Annotated in this window: 13 protein-coding genes; 5 read left to right on the top strand and 8 right to left on the bottom strand. The window is 72.0% G+C overall.

What is annotated here, in order from left to right:
* Positions 1–16: 16 nt before the first annotated feature.
* Positions 17–1,156 (bottom strand): aminoglycoside phosphotransferase family protein, encoded by a 1,140-nt coding sequence (locus BJ965_RS02355; RefSeq protein WP_184907115.1) that lies wholly within the window; start codon positions 1,154–1,156, stop codon positions 17–19.
* A gap of 232 nt (positions 1,157–1,388) precedes the next feature.
* On the opposite strand from BJ965_RS02355, the gene BJ965_RS02350 reads away from it, so the two are divergent.
* Positions 1,389–2,882, top strand: a complete 1,494-nt coding sequence (locus BJ965_RS02350; RefSeq protein WP_184907114.1) for a DNA-binding protein NsdB — start codon at positions 1,389–1,391, stop codon at positions 2,880–2,882.
* 5 nt (positions 2,883–2,887) lie between these two features.
* Here the strand turns inward: BJ965_RS02350 and BJ965_RS02345 are convergent, their stop codons facing one another.
* From BJ965_RS02345 to BJ965_RS02335, 3 genes are all read right to left on the bottom strand, one after another.
* Positions 2,888–4,294, bottom strand: a complete 1,407-nt coding sequence (locus BJ965_RS02345; protein ID WP_184907113.1) for a PP2C family protein-serine/threonine phosphatase — start codon at positions 4,292–4,294, stop codon at positions 2,888–2,890.
* A 332-nt stretch (positions 4,295–4,626) separates the two neighbouring features.
* Positions 4,627–5,721, bottom strand: coding sequence for a baeRF3 domain-containing protein (locus BJ965_RS02340; protein ID WP_184907112.1), 1,095 nt, complete (start codon positions 5,719–5,721; stop codon positions 4,627–4,629).
* A 50-nt stretch (positions 5,722–5,771) separates the two neighbouring features.
* Complete coding sequence (locus BJ965_RS02335) at positions 5,772–7,343, bottom strand: alpha/beta hydrolase (protein ID WP_184907111.1); 1,572 nt, start codon at positions 7,341–7,343, stop codon at positions 5,772–5,774.
* A gap of 255 nt (positions 7,344–7,598) precedes the next feature.
* Between BJ965_RS02335 and BJ965_RS02330 the strand changes: the two genes are divergently transcribed.
* Positions 7,599–8,264 carry a chaplin gene (locus tag BJ965_RS02330; protein WP_184907110.1) on the top strand — a complete coding sequence of 222 codons (666 nt, stop codon included), beginning with the start codon at positions 7,599–7,601 and terminating at the stop codon, positions 8,262–8,264.
* 10 nt (positions 8,265–8,274) lie between these two features.
* Here BJ965_RS02330 and BJ965_RS02325 read toward each other — a convergent pair whose 3' ends face one another.
* From BJ965_RS02325 to BJ965_RS02315, 3 genes are all read right to left on the bottom strand, one after another.
* On the bottom strand, positions 8,275–9,009 hold the full coding sequence (locus BJ965_RS02325) for a class I SAM-dependent methyltransferase (protein WP_184907109.1): 735 nt from the start codon (positions 9,007–9,009) through the stop codon (positions 8,275–8,277).
* 6 nt (positions 9,010–9,015) lie between these two features.
* The gene (locus tag BJ965_RS02320) at positions 9,016–13,299 is read right to left on the bottom strand and encodes an aminotransferase class I/II-fold pyridoxal phosphate-dependent enzyme (protein ID WP_184916671.1); all 4,284 of its coding nucleotides are present in this window, start codon (positions 13,297–13,299) and stop codon (positions 9,016–9,018) included.
* A gap of 179 nt (positions 13,300–13,478) precedes the next feature.
* The gene (locus tag BJ965_RS02315; protein WP_184907108.1) at positions 13,479–13,964 is read right to left on the bottom strand and encodes a nucleoside deaminase; all 486 of its coding nucleotides are present in this window, start codon (positions 13,962–13,964) and stop codon (positions 13,479–13,481) included.
* 150 nt (positions 13,965–14,114) lie between these two features.
* Between BJ965_RS02315 and BJ965_RS02310 the strand changes: the two genes are divergently transcribed.
* Entirely contained in the window at positions 14,115–14,891 is a 777-nt protein-coding gene (locus BJ965_RS02310; RefSeq protein WP_184907107.1) for a GNAT family N-acetyltransferase, read from the top strand.
* 75 nt (positions 14,892–14,966) lie between these two features.
* The gene (locus BJ965_RS02305) at positions 14,967–15,893 is read left to right on the top strand and encodes an NAD-dependent epimerase/dehydratase family protein (RefSeq protein ID WP_184907106.1); all 927 of its coding nucleotides are present in this window, start codon (positions 14,967–14,969) and stop codon (positions 15,891–15,893) included.
* Between the two features lie 201 nt (positions 15,894–16,094).
* On the opposite strand, the gene BJ965_RS02300 is transcribed toward BJ965_RS02305, so the two are convergent.
* Complete coding sequence (locus BJ965_RS02300; RefSeq protein WP_184907105.1) at positions 16,095–16,535, bottom strand: SPW repeat protein; 441 nt, start codon at positions 16,533–16,535, stop codon at positions 16,095–16,097.
* A 229-nt stretch (positions 16,536–16,764) separates the two neighbouring features.
* On the opposite strand from BJ965_RS02300, the gene BJ965_RS02295 reads away from it, so the two are divergent.
* Complete coding sequence (locus BJ965_RS02295; protein ID WP_184918043.1) at positions 16,765–16,941, top strand: hypothetical protein; 177 nt, start codon at positions 16,765–16,767, stop codon at positions 16,939–16,941.
* Positions 16,942–17,099: the final 158 nt, after the last annotated feature.

The following is a 17,099-nucleotide window of genomic DNA, read 5'->3' as shown; positions in this document are numbered from 1 at the left end:
GGCCCTTTCGTCCCCGTCAGCGAGTGCCGACCGCCGCGCGCACGGCGCGCCGGGCCAACTGGCAGTCGTCGTGCAGCCGCCGCAGCAGCAGCCTCTGCTCCTCGCCGGTCGGCGCAGCACCCGGGTGGGCCGTGCCCGGTGCCGCCGGGGTCGCGTCGTGCATCGAACGCTGCACGGCCGTCTCGTAGGTACGGATCTCACGGGTCAGCACCAGCATCAGGTTCACCAGGAAGGCATCCCTGGACGCCAGTCCCGCCGACTGCGCGATCTGACTGATCTGACGACGAGCGACCGGCGCGTCCCCGAGCACCGACCACAGGGTCGCCAGGTCGTAGCCCGGCAGGTACCAGCCCGCGTGCTCCCAATCCACCAGCACTGGACCGGCCGGTGACAGGAGAATGTTCGACAACAGCGCGTCGCCGTGGCAGAACTGGCCCATGCCCTGCCGGCCGGACGCCTGTGCGATGCCGTGCAGCAGCTTCTGCAGGTCGCCCAGGTCCCGGTCGGTGAGCAGGCCCAGCTCGTGGTAGCGGGAGATCCGGGCCGCGTAGTCGAGCGGGGCGTCGAAGGTGCCGGCCGGCGGCCGCCAGGCGTTCAGCCGGCAGATCGCGCCGAGGGCCGCTCTGATGTCCGCCCGGGGCGGCGCCTCGGCCGGGTGCCGCTGGAGCGCCGCCACCCGGCCGGGCATCCGCTCGATCACCAGGGTGCAGTTGTCCGGATCCGCCGCGATCAGTCTCGGTGCCCGCACGGGTGGGCGGTGCCGGACGAACGAGCGGTATGCCGCTATCTCGTGGCGGATCCGCTCGGACCAGGCGGGGGAGTGGTCCAGTAAACACTTGGCGACAGCCGTGCTGCGACCGGTCGTGCCGACCAGGAGCACGGACCGTCCGTTGCGGCGCAGGACCTGCACCGGGGCGAACTCCGGGCAGATGCGGTGCACGGAAGCGATCGCCGTGCGCAACTGCGCGCCCTGGGGGCCGGACAAGTCGAGTCTCCCGCTGAGCGGTTGGGTACCGAGGACCGCGCCGCGCCGAGCCCTGCCCGCACCGAGCACGGGGGCCGCCGGCCGCGCGGGGGCGAGGTAGGGGCCGCTGTCCGTGGGACGCGGGTGCAGCGACCGGGGCGGTGCGGACACGGAGGACGATGCTGTGTACATGGGCGAAACAGATCCCTTCGTGTGCCTGCGACGACAGCGCACCACCCGACCCGGGCGCCCGGGGGAACCCTGGGGAGTGTCCCCGGCGACCGGGTCGGGGTGGCGCGTTCCTACCTGACACCGGATGGCCGGTGGCACACCATCTGGCGCACCCTGGCGAACCCTGGCGAATAGTCGCCCGGCAAGTCTCCCCGGGCTACTGTCAACTCAGCCGAGAACCTGGGGGCTTGACGTGAGCGGACAACCCAACACCCGGCTCGCGGACCTGTTCGGCCTGGCCGGCTGGTCCAAGGGCGAACTCGCGAGGCTGGTCAACCGGCAGGCGGCGGCCATGGGCCATCCCCAGCTGTCGACCGACACCTCCCGGGTGCGGCGGTGGATCGACACGGGAGAGATCCCGCGCGATCCGGTGCCGCGGGTGCTGGCGGCTCTGTTCACCGAGCGTCTCGGCCGTGTCGTGACCATCGAGGACCTCGGTCTGGTCCGGCACGGGCGTGCGGGGAAACGGCAGGGCGGCGGGAGTGCCGATGCTCCCGACGGTGTGCCGTGGGCGCCCGAGCGGACCGCCGCGGTCCTCACCGAATTCACGGGAATGGACCTCATGCTCAACCGACGCGGCTTGGTGGGCGCGGGCGCCGCGCTCGCCGCGGGATCCGCACTCAGCAGTGCCATGTACGACTGGCTGCACTCCGACCCTTCCCTGGCTGCCGACGCCCCCGACCTCGACCATCCCCTGCACGCCGACCCCGCTGGGTTCGACCGTTACGAGGCCGCCCCCATCGGGTCGCAGGAGATCGAGGAACTGGAGCGCTCGGTCGAGGTGTTCCGCGCCTGGGACGCCGCCCGCGGCGGCGGGCTCCAGCGCAAGGCCGTGGTGGGCCAGCTCAACGAGGTGGGCGGCATGCTCGCCTACCGCCACCCCCCTCACCTCCAGCGGCGCCTGTGGGGCGTCGCCGCCAACCTCGCCGTCCTCGCGGGCTGGATGTCGCACGACGTCGGCCTGGAGCCCACGGCCCAGAAGTACTTCGTCATCGCCGCGCACGCGGCCAGAGAGGGCGGGGACCGGCCCCGCGCCGGCGAGGCGCTGTCCCGCGCCGCCCGCCAGATGGTGCACCTGGGCCGGCCGGACGACGCCCTGGACCTGATGAAGCTCGCCACCTCCGGCTCCGGTGACGAGGTGCTGCCCCGCACCCGGGCGATGCTCTACACCATCGAGGCCTGGGCACAGGCCGCCATGGGCAAGGGCCAGGCGATGCGCCGCACGCTCGGGCGGGCGGAGGACCTGTTCGTCTCCGACAAGGCCGACGTGCCGCCGCCGGACTGGATGCAGACCTTCAAGGAGGAGGACCTCTACGGCATGCAGGCCCTGGCCTACCGCACGCTCGCCGAGTTCGAGCCGGGCGCGGCCGCCCACGCCCAGCACTACGCGGAGAAGGCCCTCGCCCTGCGGGTCGACGGCCGGCAGCGGTCGAAGATCTTCGACTACCTGTCGATGGCGTCGGCCTGCTTCATCGCCGACGACCCCGAACAGGCGGACCGGTACGCGCGACTGGCCCTGGTGTCGATGGGATCCAACTCCTCGCACCGCACCTGGGACCGGCTCCGCCAGATGTACCGGCTCACCGCGGAGTACTCGGGCTACCCGAGGATCCAGGAGCTGAGGGAGGAGATCAAGCTCGCCCTGCCGAAAACGAAGGGCAGGGGCGGCAGCCGCGCACAGGCCTGAGATTCCTAAGACATGACCCTGGCGACGAGCACACAGGCGTTGTCCTCGCGATCGCTCTCGCCGAACTCCTCGACCACGGTCCGTACGCAGTCCTCCGCCGTGCGGTTCCCGGTCAGGCGGGGTGCCAGTCCGAGGAGGAGGTTCGCGGCCGCCGACCCGGTGTGCCCGGGCACCAGCCCGTCGGTGTGCAGGAGCAGCAGGTCTCCCACCTGGAGCGTCTCTTCGGCCTGCCCGTAGGCGGCGCCCGAGGTGGCGCCGAGCAGGACGCCGTCCGGTGCGTTCAGCGCGCGCCCCGTCCCGTCGCGGAACAGCAGCGGGGCGGGGTGTCCGGCCTGTGCCCACGCCAGGGTGCGGGTGGCGGGCCGGTAGCGGCAGCATACGGCGCTGCCCAGGGCGGGTTGCACGGTGGCGTCGAGTAACTGGTTCAGCCAGGCCATCAACTGCCCCGGCTGGGCACCGGCCATGGCCATGCCGCGTACGGCACCGAGCAGCATGGTCATGTTCGAGGTGACGCCGACCCCCTGGCCGGTGAGATCGCCGACGCTGAGGAGCGTTTCGCCGTCGGTCAGTTCGAGCGCGTCGTACCAGTCGCCGCCGATCATGGTGTTCGTGGACGCCGACAGGTGCCGGGACGCGAGGTCGAGGGTTCTGGGGCCCCGGTGCGGGAGCCGCAGGGAGCCGCGCCACGGCGGCAGCACGGCCTCCTGCAGTTCGACCGCGAGCCGTTGCTCGCTCCGCGCGGCCTCCTGCCGGTGGTGGAGCGAGTCACGGGTCTCGCTCACCGCCCGCTGGCTGCGGCGCAGTTCGCTGACGTCGCGCAGCACGGCCCACATCGAGGCGGTGCTGCCGTCGGTGTCGAGCACCGGTTCGCCCATCATGTGCACGGTACGTACGTCGCCGCCCCGGCGGGTGATGCGGAACTCGCCGTCGATGGGCCGGGCGTCGACGAGGCAGTTGGTGACCATCGCCGTCAGTGTGGGCCGGTCCTCGTCCACCACCAGCGACGGCAGTTCGTCGAGGGTGAGCGGGGGAGCGGCCGGGTCGCGGCCGAGGATCTGGTAGAGCTCCCCGGACCAACTGGCCTCGTCCGTCAGCAGATTCCACTCGGCGCTGCCGACCCGGCTGAGCAGGGAGCCCTGTGGGGGTGCGGTGGGTTCCGGGGCCGCCGTGGGCAGAGGACCGTCCCTCAGCTGGGCCAAGTGCTCGTCGAGGTCGCTGAGTTGGTGCAGGGCAAGGTCGTACAGGGCGCGCTGCCAGCGTTCGCGCGGGTGGTCCGATCCTTCTCCCGCGGCGTCGCGGCGCACCGCGTCCACCTCGCCCTTGAGCCGCCGCGTCTGCGAAATGAGCGCGTCGACCGAGCCGCGTCCGGGCGGCTGGGCGGCTGGGCGGTCCGCGGAGAGGTGGGACGGCATGACGCACTCCGATGCGGGGACGGTACGACCAAGGTGGATGGAGGGACCGTTACGACTGTTGCACAGCCCGCGACGCCCTGTAAGGGATTCGGCGACACACGATTCGGTGGTGCTTCTGGCATATGCCACAGTCTCACGGAGTTACTCCGAGGTAGGTGCGGAGTGCGCTACCCCGAGGCACAAGTCGTAGATTACACAGGGTATTTGACGACCCGTCGGATCGGTGGGGCCAGGTTGCGGCGGGTGTTCGACGGCCCTGTGTTCGAGCCCTGTTGCGCTGGGGGCTCCAGGGCCGTCGTGTGACTCCCGGGGGAGGCCGGCCGGTGCGTCGGTCAGTACCGCAGCACCCCGGCCATGCCGTCCGCCTCCCCGAGGGCGCCGTCCGGTACGAAGCGGACGTCGGCGCCGGTTTCGAGGCACTGCTCGACGATCTCGTCCACGATGTCCTCGCGGGAGTCGAGGTCGTCGCTCTCGGCGAGGATCAGATGGTCCCCGGCGTCGCGGACCGTCACGCGGTAGTTCTCCTCGACGGCCAGCAGGCGGATCCGGCCGTCCCGGGCGCTCTGCCACAGCTCGTCGACACCGGCGGCGAACTCCCGCCGCCCGCGGGCCGTTTCGAGGGCGCGGGTCACGGCGTCCGCGCTTCTGCGGGCCTCCGCCTCGATCACCGGGCGTACGGCCTGCCACACGACCTCGGGGGTCCCGTGCGCGAGCCCGCCGTGCGGGACGTGCACCGCGTTCCGGGCGGTGCTGCCGACCTCGTCCAGCAGGGAGAGGGCGGCCGGCTCGCCGGTGACGTACAGCTGTCTCGGGTGGTCGCGCAGGACGGCGTTCATCGCGGTGTCGGCCTCGCGGAGGAACTGGCGGGTGCGTTCCTCCCGGAAGGCGCTCGGCGTGTCGCCGATCCGCTGCTGCCGCTCCGGGTCGAAGTTCTCCACGCGTCGCGTCAGCGGGAAGCCGCCCACGCGGGCCTCGGTGACCCGGTCGACGCCGCCGTTCCACAGGGTGGCGCGATCCGCGGCGAGCGACAGGACCCAGATGGGGCGCCCGGCCGTCTGTGCGGACACCAGGTTGCGGGTGAGGAAGGTGTCCGAGACGACCACGCGTTCGGGTACGGGCCTGGCCAGTGACCACACCTGGTGCTCGCCGGGAGCGGCGAAGATCACCAGGCCGTCCTCGGCGTGGGTCAGGTCGACCTCGGACAGGGCCCGGTCGAGATGTCCGGCGACGTCGGTGCGTCGCTCACGGGTGACGGCCGGATCGGCCTCCAGCTGCCTCTTGGCCTCGGCCACCACGTTGCGCAGCCGGACCTGGTCCTGGGCGCTGTAGGGATCGCGCCGGTGTGTCGGCGTCAGCACGGAGACCGCGGGGTAGGGGCGCGGGCGCCGCAGTTCGGCAAGGGTCGCGGGACTCAGAACGCTCTCCATGACAGAACGATAGAGCGAATTCGCGACTGGGGCATTTGGGGCAATCGATCTCACTCGTCGTCGCGGTCGGAGCCGCAGGAACTGCCGTCCGGCGGAAGGGTTCCGTACAGCAGGAAGGCGTCGACCTTGCTGTGCACGCATTTGGACGAGCCGTAGCCGGTGTGGCCCTCGCCCCGGTTGTCGAGCACCACGGCCGACGAGCCGAGCCGCTTGGCGGTCTCCACCGTCCAGCGGTACGGCGTGGCCGGGTCGCCCCGGGTGCCGACGAGGAGCATGCGCGGCGTGTCGACGTCCTTGACGTCGTCGCGGATGTAGTCGGTGCCCTTGGGGCGGCCGTAGCACATCAGCACCTGGGTGAGCCGGTAGCGGCCGAAGACCGGTGACGCCTGCTCGTAGCGGGCGCGCAGCCGGCCGAGGTCCTCGGTGACCTGTGCGGCGGCGGGGCGGTCGGGATCGTCCGCGCAGTTGACCGCCATCAGCGCCGCCGGCAGGTTGTCGAGGGGCACGTCGGCCGGGTCGGTGAGTCCGGCGTGCGGGCCGCGCCGCGACGGGAGGGTGAAGCCCCCGGACAGGAACGTCTCCAGGCCGCGCGTGTCACCGTCCTCGAGCAGCTGTCCGATGGCCCGTTGCAGCGAGGGCCACAGCTCCCTGCTGTAGAGGCCCTGCCCGAGGGCGCCCGCGAAGTCCTGGCCGGTGAACGCCTCGCCGAAGTCGGTCGGCAGCGGGTCCTTGTCGAGCGACTCGACCACCTCGACGACGTGTTTCCGGGCTTCTCGCGGATTCCGTCCGAACGGACAGGCGATGTCCTGAGTGCACCAGGTCAGGAAGCTCTCCAGCGCGGTCTGCTGCCCCTGGGCGCTCACCACGCCCTGGTCGGCCAGCGGCTCGGTCAGGGTGTCGACGCCGTCCAGCACCATCCTGCCGACCTTCTCCGGGTACTGGGCCGCGTACACCGCGCCGAGCCGGCTCCCGTAGGAGAAGCCCAGGTAGTTGAGCTTGTCGTCGCCGAGTGCGTCCCGCATGACGTCCAGGTCGCGGGCGGCGTTGACCGTGCCGATGTGGGGCAGGACCGGACCCGAATGCTCGGTGCACTCGGTGGCCGCCGCCCGCAGCTCCTCCAGCACGGCCTGGGGGTCGGCCACGTCGGCGTTGCCGTCCGTCGCGTCCAGGGCGTTGTCCGAGGCGTTTCCGCAGCTGACGGGCGAGGAGCGCCCCACGCCGCGGGGGTCGAAGGAGACGACGTCATAGCCGTTCGTCAGCCCCATGAAGTCCTTGCCGCCCATGGCGAGTTGGGCCACCCCCTGGCCGCCCGGGCCGCCGAAGTTCAGCAGGAGCGAGCCCCGGGACTTGCCCGTGGCCCGGTAGCGGGCGACGGCGATGTCGAGGGTGCCCCCGCCCGGCTCGGCGTAGTCGAGCGGGACGGTGACCTTCCCGCACTGGAGGTCCTTGGGCATGTCCATGCCCGTGCACCGCGACCACGTGACCTTCTGGTCGTAGAAGCGTGTGAGGCCGGGCGGCGGGTCGTCGGCGGCCGGCAGCGCCGTGCCCAGCAGGGCCAGCCCGGCCGTGCCGGTGACCGCGCAGCGCCGTATCGAGGGGCGCGTGGACAGCTTGGCCAGCATCGGTGCCTCCAGGGACGCGGGGCGCCCCGCAGCGGACGGGATCGGCGCCCTCGCTCACCATAAACGGGCCCCGGAACCCGCGCCTCCGGGCGGGCGGCGCTGCCGGGGCTCCCATACGAAGGGCTTTACCGCTAGTTCGACGACCGGGCCGCTCGATGGAGTGAAAGGCGGATAAGCCATAACTCGCACCGGACGCCCCGCGTTCTACCCGGTGCGGGTGAGTGCCCGCGACGATGTCTGGAAGGCAGGGGTCCCATGAGACGGGTTACCCGAAACGGAGTGATCGCCGTCGCCGCCGCCTCGGGCGCGATGGCCGTGACCGTCCCCGCGTACGCCGGTACCGGTGCGGACGGCGCGGCGGCCGGTTCGCCCGGGGTGGTCTCCGGCAACACCGTCCAGCTGCCGGTGCACGCTCCGGTGAACGTGTGCGGCAACACCGTGAACGTGGTGGGCTTCCTGAACCCCGCCGCCGGCAACAGCTGCGCGAACGAGGACGACGGGCGGGGCCGACGGCCGGGCCGGTCCGGCGGCGCGGTCGCCGAGAGCGGCGGAACGGATTCACCGGGCGTGATCTCCGGCACCGGCGTGCAGCTGCCGGTCGACCTCCCGGTCAACGTCACGGGCAACTCGGTGAACGTGGTCGGCATCGGCGACGCGTCCACCGGCAGCGCGTCCTCGAACACGCCCGGCGACCAGCGCCCCGAGCGCCCCCAGCACCCGCCGAAGCCGGCCCCGAAGCCGACCCCGCCATCCCGGCCGAACCCGGCCCCCGAACCCGCCCCGCGCACCGTCCCGCACGCCAGGGGCGCTTTGGCACACACGGGCACGGACCACACCCTCCATGCCGTCGCGGCGAGCGCGGCGCTGGTCGCCGGGGGAGTGGTGCTGCGCCGGAGGTACCGTCCCGGGTCGGACGGCTGACCCGGGAGGGTCAGACCGCCTCTGCCACCCCCGTGAGCAGTACCATCCCCGAGTCCCCGTAGTCCGGCAGGGTCGGGTCCACGTCGATGTGGGTCACGTCCAGGTCCCGCGTCAGAGGCGTGAAGACCTCCGTGACGGTCGCCGGGCTCACCGGACAGCCCGGCCATCGGGAGGCGGGTCCGATGCGGTACGTCGGCATGTTCTCCATGAACGCGGCAACCAGGTAGCCGCCCGGCCGGGCCGTGCGGGCGAAGGTGTGGCAGAACTCGGCGAACTCGGCGAAGTCCTCCGTCACGCTCTCGGCGACGAAGTGCATGGAGGCGAGTTCGTACACGCCCGGCGGCAGAGCCCGGACGTCGGCGTGGACGATGTGCACCGGGGCCAGCGCGCCGGCCAGCGTGGCGGGCACCTCGGGATTGAGCCGTCGGCACAGCTCGTGGAAGGGCAGCCAGCTCGCGTCGAGCCGGTGACAGATCTGGTCCTCGAGGTAGGAGACGTTGCCCGCCCCGGCCTCCACGGCGTCGATCCGGCGGCACGCGGCGGACGCGAGCATCAGCGGGTACAGGTTGGGGCCCGCGCCGAACTCCACCGAGCGGGCGATCCCGCCGGGTGGCAGGCCCCGGTAGAACGCGGAGTGGTGCGCGATGACCGCCGCGTCCGAGGGGTGCACCTCGCGGTAGTTCTCCGCGAGGTAGTCGGCGACCGGCCAGCGGTCCCAGTCCACGTCGTCGTTGTGCGTCGTCATGGCCGACTAGCCCTTCAGCCGCAGCGGGAAACGATCGGACAACCGTGTCAGGGTCCCGTTCAGGTGGTCGATGTCCTCGTCGGAGTTGAGGGCGGTGAGCTGGACGCGGAACCCCACCCGGTCACGCGGGACCAGCGGGTAGGCGGCCAGCGTCACGTAGACGCCCTCCTCCCACAGGAACGCGGCGACCGCGTCCAGGTCGGCCGGGTTCGCCAGCGGCACCTCCACGATCGGCAGCCGGTCCGAGTTGAGGATGCTCACCCCCATGCTCTCCAGGTGGTCGAGCACCCTGACCGTCTTGCGGTACAGGTCGGCCCGGATCGCGTCGCCCCGGCGCTCGTTGACGTCCATCCCGGCCATCGCGGTCGCCAGTGACGCCGTCGGTGAAGGCCCCGAGTACAGATAGGGCGCCGCCGCGGTCTTCAGCCGGTTCTTCAGCTCCGACGGCAGCGCGAGGAACGCCAGCAGGGACGAGTACGCCTTCGAGAACCCGCCCACGAGCACGATTCCGTCGTACGACTCCCCGGTGTGCCGCACCACGCAGTTGCCGCGCATGCCGTACGGGCACGTCTCGGCCGGCCCGCGCTCCCCGATCACCCCGAAGCCGTGCGCGTCGTCGACGTACAGCGTCGCGCCCTCGGAGCGGCACACCGCAGCCAACGAGGGTATGTCCGGGATGTTGCCGCTCATGCTGTTGACCCCGTCCAGGCACACCAGCCGCGGTGTCCCCGGTGGCACCCCGGCCAGCTGACTGCGCAGCTCGTCGGGCCGTTCGGCGTGGAAGCGGTGCAGGGTCGCGCCCTGGGCCCGGGCCACCACGCAGCCGTCGTACACCGTGCGGTGCGCGGTCGCCTCCACGAAGACATGGCCGTCCTCGACGATGGCCGGGATCACCGAGGAGTGGACCAGCGTCAGTGTGGGCAGCAGCAGCGTGTCCGGCGCGCCCAGCAGTGCGGCGAGCCGCTCCTCGATGTCGGGGTACAGGCGCGGGCTGCCCAGCAGCCGCGACCAGCTGGGGTGCGTACCCCACTGGCGCACAGCGGGATCGATCGCATCCATGACCTCCGGGTCCCAGTCGAAGCCCAGGTAGTTGCACGACGCGAAGTCGATCAGCCAGTGGTCGCCGCTGCGGATGTGCCGGCCGCGGACCTCGTCCAGGACCGCGTCGCTCATCGGGCTGGTGCGCCGCAGATGCTCCAGGTCCGCCCAGCGCGCCTCCCGGCGTCCCCGGGCGGCTTCGATCCGGGGCCGCGGAGTGCGGGCGGGCGCGAACGGACGGACGGTCGGCTCCCGCAGCACCTGCGCACTCTGCTCCACCGTCATCGGCCGGGCGAACAGGAACCCCTGCCCGAACCGGCACCCCATCCCGACCAGCAGATCCCGCTGCGCGGTGTCCTCGATCCCCTCCGCGATGACCTGCAGGCCCAGCGTGTCCGCGATCCGCACGATGCCCTCGACCAGGGCGACCTGCTGGGCGTCGCGCGCGATGTTGTCGATGAACGACTTGTCGATCTTCAGCACGTCGATGGGGAAGTCCTGCAGGTAGCGCAGCGAGGAGAAGCCGGTGCCGAAGTCGTCGACCGCGATGTGCACCCCGAGTTCCTTCAGCGTGTTCAGCACCGTCTGGAGCCGGTCGTCGCGCTGCAGCAGCACCGTCTCCGTCAGCTCCAGTTGCAGCGATCCCGGTTCGAGGCCCGGTGTGCTCAGTGCCGCACCGACCTGTTCGATGAACCCGGCGTCGCGGAACTGACGGGCGGAGACGTTCACACTGACGTACGGCGGCCGGGCGGGACCCGGCAGACGTTGCAGTCCCACGATGTCGTTGACCGCGTTCTCCATCACCCACGAGCCCAGCGCGGCGATGTGCCCGGTCTCCTCGGCGAGGCTGATGAACTGGTCCGGGGCGACGGCAGGCCGGCGCTCGTCCGGCCAGCGCACCAGCGCCTCGAACCCGACGACCTCGCCCCCGGTGATGTCCACGACCGGCTGGTAGCGCAGCCCGAACGCCTTGTCGGCGACCGCCTGGGCCAGCTGGGTCTGCAGATCGTGCCGCTCGACCATGCGGCTGCGCAGCAGGGGCTTGAAGCGGCGCCACTGCCTCTTGCCCGCCGCCTTCGCCGCGTACAGCGCGAGGTCGGCATGGCCCAGCAGCTGCTCCGCGTCCGTGCTGTCACGTGCCGTGGCCACGCCCACACTGGCCGACACCGTCACCGACTCGTCGGTCAGATCGAACGGCCGCCCCAGCGTCTGGATGACCTGGGCCGCCAGGAGCTCGGCGTCCAGTGGCTGCTTGGCGTCCTCCATCAGTACGGCGAACTCGTCGCCGCCGAGCCGGGCGGCGGTGTCGGTGCGCCGCAGCGCCCGGGACAGCCGGTTGCCGACGGCGACCAGCAGATGATCGCCGGCCCGGTGCCCCATGGTGTCGTTGACCAGCTTGAAGTCGTCGAGGTCGATGAAGAGCAGACAGGTCAGGGTCGACTCGCGGCGGCCGCGCAGCAGGGCGCGCTCGATCCGCTCCAGCAACAGCGTCCGGTTGGGCAGCCCGGTCAAGGAGTCGTGAAAGGCCCGCTGCGTCAGCTCCTGCTCCAGCCGCCGCTGCTCGGTCACGTCTCGCAGCGTCACCACCAGCCCGGACACGGTCCGCTCGTCCCGGAAGTCGCTGAATCGGACCTCCACCTCGACGCGCCCCTCATGACGACGGACCCACCAGTGATCGTGCCCGCCACGCGCGCCACGCTCCCGTACGGCGGTCAGCTGCCGAGCGGCCCGCTGCCGGTCACTCGGATCCACCAGGTCCGGAAGCGACACGCCGAGGAGCTCGTCGGTGCCGAACACTATTCGCGCGGACGGGCTGGCGTACCGGACGGTGTCGTCCTCCTCCAGGATCAGAATGACGTCGGCGGTGTTGCGGACGAGCGTGCGGAAGTACGCCTCGTTCTCCCGCCGGACCACCTCCTGGCGCAGCGCGACGCGCTCCATGGCCAGGCCGGCGTGGGAGGCCAGGATCTCCATGGAGCCCCAGGTCTCGTTGAGCTGCCCTTCCGGGGCGGCGACCAGCAGGATGCCCGGCACCGTCGCGGTCGGACGGTCCGGCTGGGTCATGGGGCACGCCAGGACGGACGGCAGGCCGTCCAGGTCGGCGGCGATGCCGGGGTCGAGGGCGGCCGGGTTCATCAGCCGGGTGCCGTGGGCGCCCAGGTCCGCCGCCGCATGCTCCGTCGGCGGCAGCAGCATGGTCCGGTGCGGTACGTCCGGGCCCAACAGCAGGTCGACCGCCGTGCGGCACGCCTGGTCGACCTCCTCCCGCCGGAAGGCGGAGACCAGCGCCGCCGCCGCTCCCCGCAAGGCCAGTTCGCGTGTGACGGCGTGGCGATGTGCCACGACCATCCCCGCCAGCCGCAGGATCACCAGGAGGAAGAGCACGCCCGAGAAGACCGCGATCACGGCGGCGTCCCGGGTCTGACCGCTCAGCCCCTCCCAGAGCAGGATCCCCGGCGCGATGAGTGTGGCCACGGCGAGCATGACCAGCCGGCGCGGCGGCGGCAGCAGAGACTCCCGCTGGGGCACGGAGGCCGTCAGCTCGACCATGGACGGATGCAGCGCCGCCAGGCCCCAGGCGGTGTAGAAGGCGACCCAGCCGAGGTCCAGGAAGCTGCCGGTCTGCCACACGTCGTACAACTGCAGGATCCCGTAGGCGATGTCGGTGACGAGCAGGGTCACCGTGCCGGCGACCAGCAGCCGTACGGCGCGATTGGAACCGTCGAGCGGGCTGGGGGTGAGCAGCCGGACCAGCAGGGCCAGCACGAGGATGTCGCCGAGGGGGTAGGCGATGCTGATGGCACGTTGCTGCCAGGTCATGCCCTGCACCACGGTCAGCGGTTGCACCAGGTACACCCACACGGGCAGGGCGAGGCCGGCGGTGACGATCAGCGCGTCGAGCAGGCTCGGCAGGTCGCGGTCGGCCCATCGGTGGCGCACCAGCCCTGACAGGCCGATCGCGACGAGCGGGTACATGGCCAGATAGCAGGCGTCGGCCGGGGAGGGGAACGGGTTGGAGGCTCCCAGATACTGCTCCATCACGAAGTAGTACGTGTCGCCCGCGATGAAGACGAGCAAGCCCGCCGCCAGGACCCACCACGGCCACTGGTGGGCGGGCCGGTACAGGCGGGTGCCGATCAGGATGGCGGCGACTCCGGCCAGCCCCATCACGGCCCACATCACGGGAACCATCACCGGTACGGTCATGTACACGACGGTGACGACCGCAACCAGGGTGATGTAGACGGCCATCAGCCGACGTGACGACGGTGTGGACATGTGCCTCCCCCCGTCGGGGAGACCGGGGCGTACGCCTGGTCTTGCACCTGGTCCTGCGGGTCCAATTGGAATCGATCGTAGGTTCGTCCGAGCGGCCCTGCATCTCGGGCGCGTGCCCTGCAGGGCGGAATCACCCCTCGCGAGCGGTGCCCTCAGCCGCGACCGTGGTGGAACCTGATGTGCAACTCCCGCACCTGCTCGACCAGTTCGGGCACCGGGCCGTCCACCGTCACACCGGGTGCGACCTCATGCACGGGGAGTGTCCGCACCGGTGGGGCTGGGACCCCCAACTCCGAAAGCCACGAGCCGAGTTGCTCGGACGAGGCGACGTAGACGATGCGGCCGAGGCCGACCCAGGCGTGCGCGGCCGCACACATCGGGCAGTGCTCGCCGGAGGTGTAGACCGTGGCGGCCTCCCGCTCCCCGGGCGTGAGGTGCGCCGCGGACCAGCGCGCCAGCTCGAACTCGGGGTGCCGGGTGCGGTCGCCCGAGGCCACGCGGTTGTGGTCCTCGGCGAGGACGGCGCCGTCCCCGCCCACCAGGACCGACCCGAACGGCTCGTCCCCGGCCTCCAGGGCCTCGGCGGCGAGTTCCACGCAGCGGCGCAGATGCGGCAGTTCCGTGTCCTTCACGACCATGGGCCGGCCTTTCCGGTGACAACGTGATCAACAGGACCCTACGGCGCGGGCATGCGCGGGGAAAGGAACGGGGCGGCGGGCCGACGGGGTGCCGCCCGCCGGGCCGGAAAACCCTTTGCCGCCCGGCCCGGCGGCTGCTGAGGTCTCTCCATGGATCACATGGAGCTGCTCGCCCTGTTCGACCGCGACCTGCGCGAAGGAGCGCCGCCGGACGGCCCCGGCGCCCGTGTCGAGCGGACCGGCGGCGTCGTCCGCCAGGTCGCTCCGGCGCCGGGCTGGAACGGCGTGGTGTGGTCGGCCCTCGACGAGGCCGGAGCGGACGCGGCGATCGCCGGGCAGATCGGCCACTACACCGGGCTCGGCCTCGACTTCGAGTGGAAGCTGTACGGGCACGACCGGCCGGCGGACCTCGGGCGGCGGCTGCGTGCCGCCGGGTTCACGCCCGGGCCCGAGGAGACGCTGATGATCGGCGAGGCCGCCGCCCTGGCCCTCGACACCGCACCGCCCGAGGGCGTGCGCGTCGTGCCGGTCACCGGCCCGGCGGGCGTCGATCTCGTGGCCGACGTGCACGAGAGGGCCTTCGGCACGGACAGCTCCTGGCTCCGCCACCAGCTCCTCGTCCGACTGTCGGCCGACCCCGACACGGTGGTCGCCGTGGTGGCGATGGACGGCGACGAGCCGGTCAGCGCGGCCCGCATGGAGCTCGTGCCCGGCACGCCCTTCGCCGGCCTGTGGGGCGGCGGCACCGTGCCGGGCCGGCGCGGCCGCGGTATCTACCGCACCCTGGTGGCCCACCGCGCCCACGCCGCCGCGACCCGCGGCTACCGCTATCTCCAGGTCGACGCCTCCAGCCAGAGCCGCCCGATCCTGGAACGGCTCGGTTTCGTGCCGCTGACGACCACGACGCCGTACGCGTACGCGCCCTGATCGAGCGGTGGACGCGGATGCCGGCTCCGTGAGGGGTGATGTCACATCAGGGCCCGCCCGATCCGTCGCACTGTCATGACGACGAACGAGAAGAGCCAGAGCATCCTCCTCGCCGGCGCGAGCGGCGTCCTCGGCAGACACATCGCGCACGCTCTGACCGAGGCGGGCCACAAGGTCACCGGTCTCGGCCGGAGCGGGGAGAACGGCATCCGGGCCGACCTCATGGACCGCGACGCACTGCTGCGGGCGGTCGACGGCCACCGCTTCGACACCGTGATCCACGCCGCGACCGCCCTGCGCAAGCCACCCATGCGCGACAGCGACATGTACGCCACCGACGCGCTGCGCATCCAGGGCACCGCCCACCTGGTCGAGGCCGCCCGCGCCGCCGGCGCCCGCCGCTTCGTCGTGGAGTCGATGGTCTTCGGCTACGGCTACGGCGACCACGGCGACCGCCCGCTCACCGAGGACGCCCCCTTCGGCCCGCCCGGCCGCACCCCCCGGCTGGAGCGGCACATCGCGGGGATGCGGACCAAGGAGCGGCTTGCCTTCGACGCGGAGGGGCTGGAGGGCGTCGCGCTCCGCTTCGGCTGCTTCTACGGCCCCGGCGGCACCGACGCCCTGTTGCCCCTGCTGCGCAAGCGGCAGCTCCCCGTGCCCGGCGACCGGGGCCGGGTGCTGCCGTGGGTGGAGCTCACCGACGCCGCCCGCGCGATGGCCGCCGCCGTGGAGCGCGGCCGGCCGGGGCAGGCCTACAACATCGCGGACGACACCCCGATGGGGTTCCGCGCCCACGTCGAGACCGTGGCCCGGACCTTCGGACTGCCGAAGCCGATGACCGTGCCGCTGTGGCTGATGAAGCCCATGTCGTACGCGCACACCATGATGGCGTCGCGACTCCGCGTGTCCAGCGCCAAGGCGGAGAGCGAACTCGGCTGGCGGCCGCTCTACGCGTCGAGCGGGGAGGGTCTCGCCGCGATGCGGGCGGCGAGCCGGGGCTGAGGTCCGCGCGGTCGGCGGGCCGGGGCTGAGGTCCGGGTGGTCGGCGGGCCGCTTCGAGCTCCGCTCGACAGGCGAGTCGCCGCAGGGCCCCGCACGGACGGTGGAACGTGGCGCGGCAGTCGATGCGTGAGCCGATCGGCGCGGCGGGCGTGAACGGGCCGGTCCGGGAGGCGGACCGGCCTGCGGTTCCTTGCCGGGGCGTTACGGCCTGGTCGAGGCCTTCGCCGCCGTTCCCGCGCACACCAGCCCGAGGATCACGGCCAGTGCACCGATGATGATGTTGTTCCACACGACACCGGCGTCCGGGCTTTCGCCGACGATCCACGGCGAGATGATCATCCACACCCCGAGCGCGCACATGGCCCAGCTCAGGCCGTACATGCGCTCCGGAGCGCGAGTGAACCCGAGCGCCAGCATGCCGATCGCGATGCCCATGATCAGGTTGTGGGTCACGAGGGCCGGCTGGCTGGTCGTGTAGTGGACTATCCAGGGGGAGGCGGCGCAGTACAGACCGAGCAGGAACACCGGCCCGTCCACGAGCGCCACATCGCGGCCGCCGAGCACGCGGGCGTACCGGTCCCGCATCTCGGAGGCATCCGGGTGGCTGGTGATGTCACCTCTGGTGTGCGAGACGTTGGCCATGATTCGTCTCCTTCATGGTGCAGGGCGGCCGCGTCTGGAGGGGTATGCGGTAAACGCCGCGTAAGCGTCATTCTGCTCTTATTTCCCCTTTATGTGTAGACGTCGGCGGGAGGGGCGGGATCTACCCGGCGGTACATGTCCGCGCGGATCGGGGGCATCCGCATGTGTACGACAGCGACCGATCGGCGTCGCCCCCGAGGGCGGCGCGGGACAGGGGAGGGCAGCGGACGTGACAGCGGCCATCAGCGCGAAGGTGTTGGAACGGTTCCCGGCGGGGTCCCCGCGCGGATCGTGGCCCGCGGAGGAGTACGCGGCACGCCGCCGCGCCGAGGGCGAACCCGCCACGGTCGTGATGGACCTGGAGTCGGACGCCTTTCTCGTGGTCGTACCGGCGGACGCCGACTGAGGCGGCGCCCGCCCCCACCGCAAGAGAGATCCGCCCCCTCGAGCCGTGCTGAAGCGAGACGGCCGAACCGGGGGCGCCCACGAACTCTTCCGGGGCGCCTCCGCTGAACCGGGCCGCCTCCGGTGAAATGGCCGGTCCGGGATGCGAGATGAGCCGCG

The sequence above is a fragment of the Streptomyces luteogriseus genome (assembly GCF_014205055.1).
Classification (GTDB): Bacteria; Actinomycetota; Actinomycetes; order Streptomycetales; family Streptomycetaceae; genus Streptomyces; species Streptomyces luteogriseus.
Note: the sequence above shows the minus strand (reverse complement) of the source record. Positions and strands in the feature narration are given on the sequence as shown.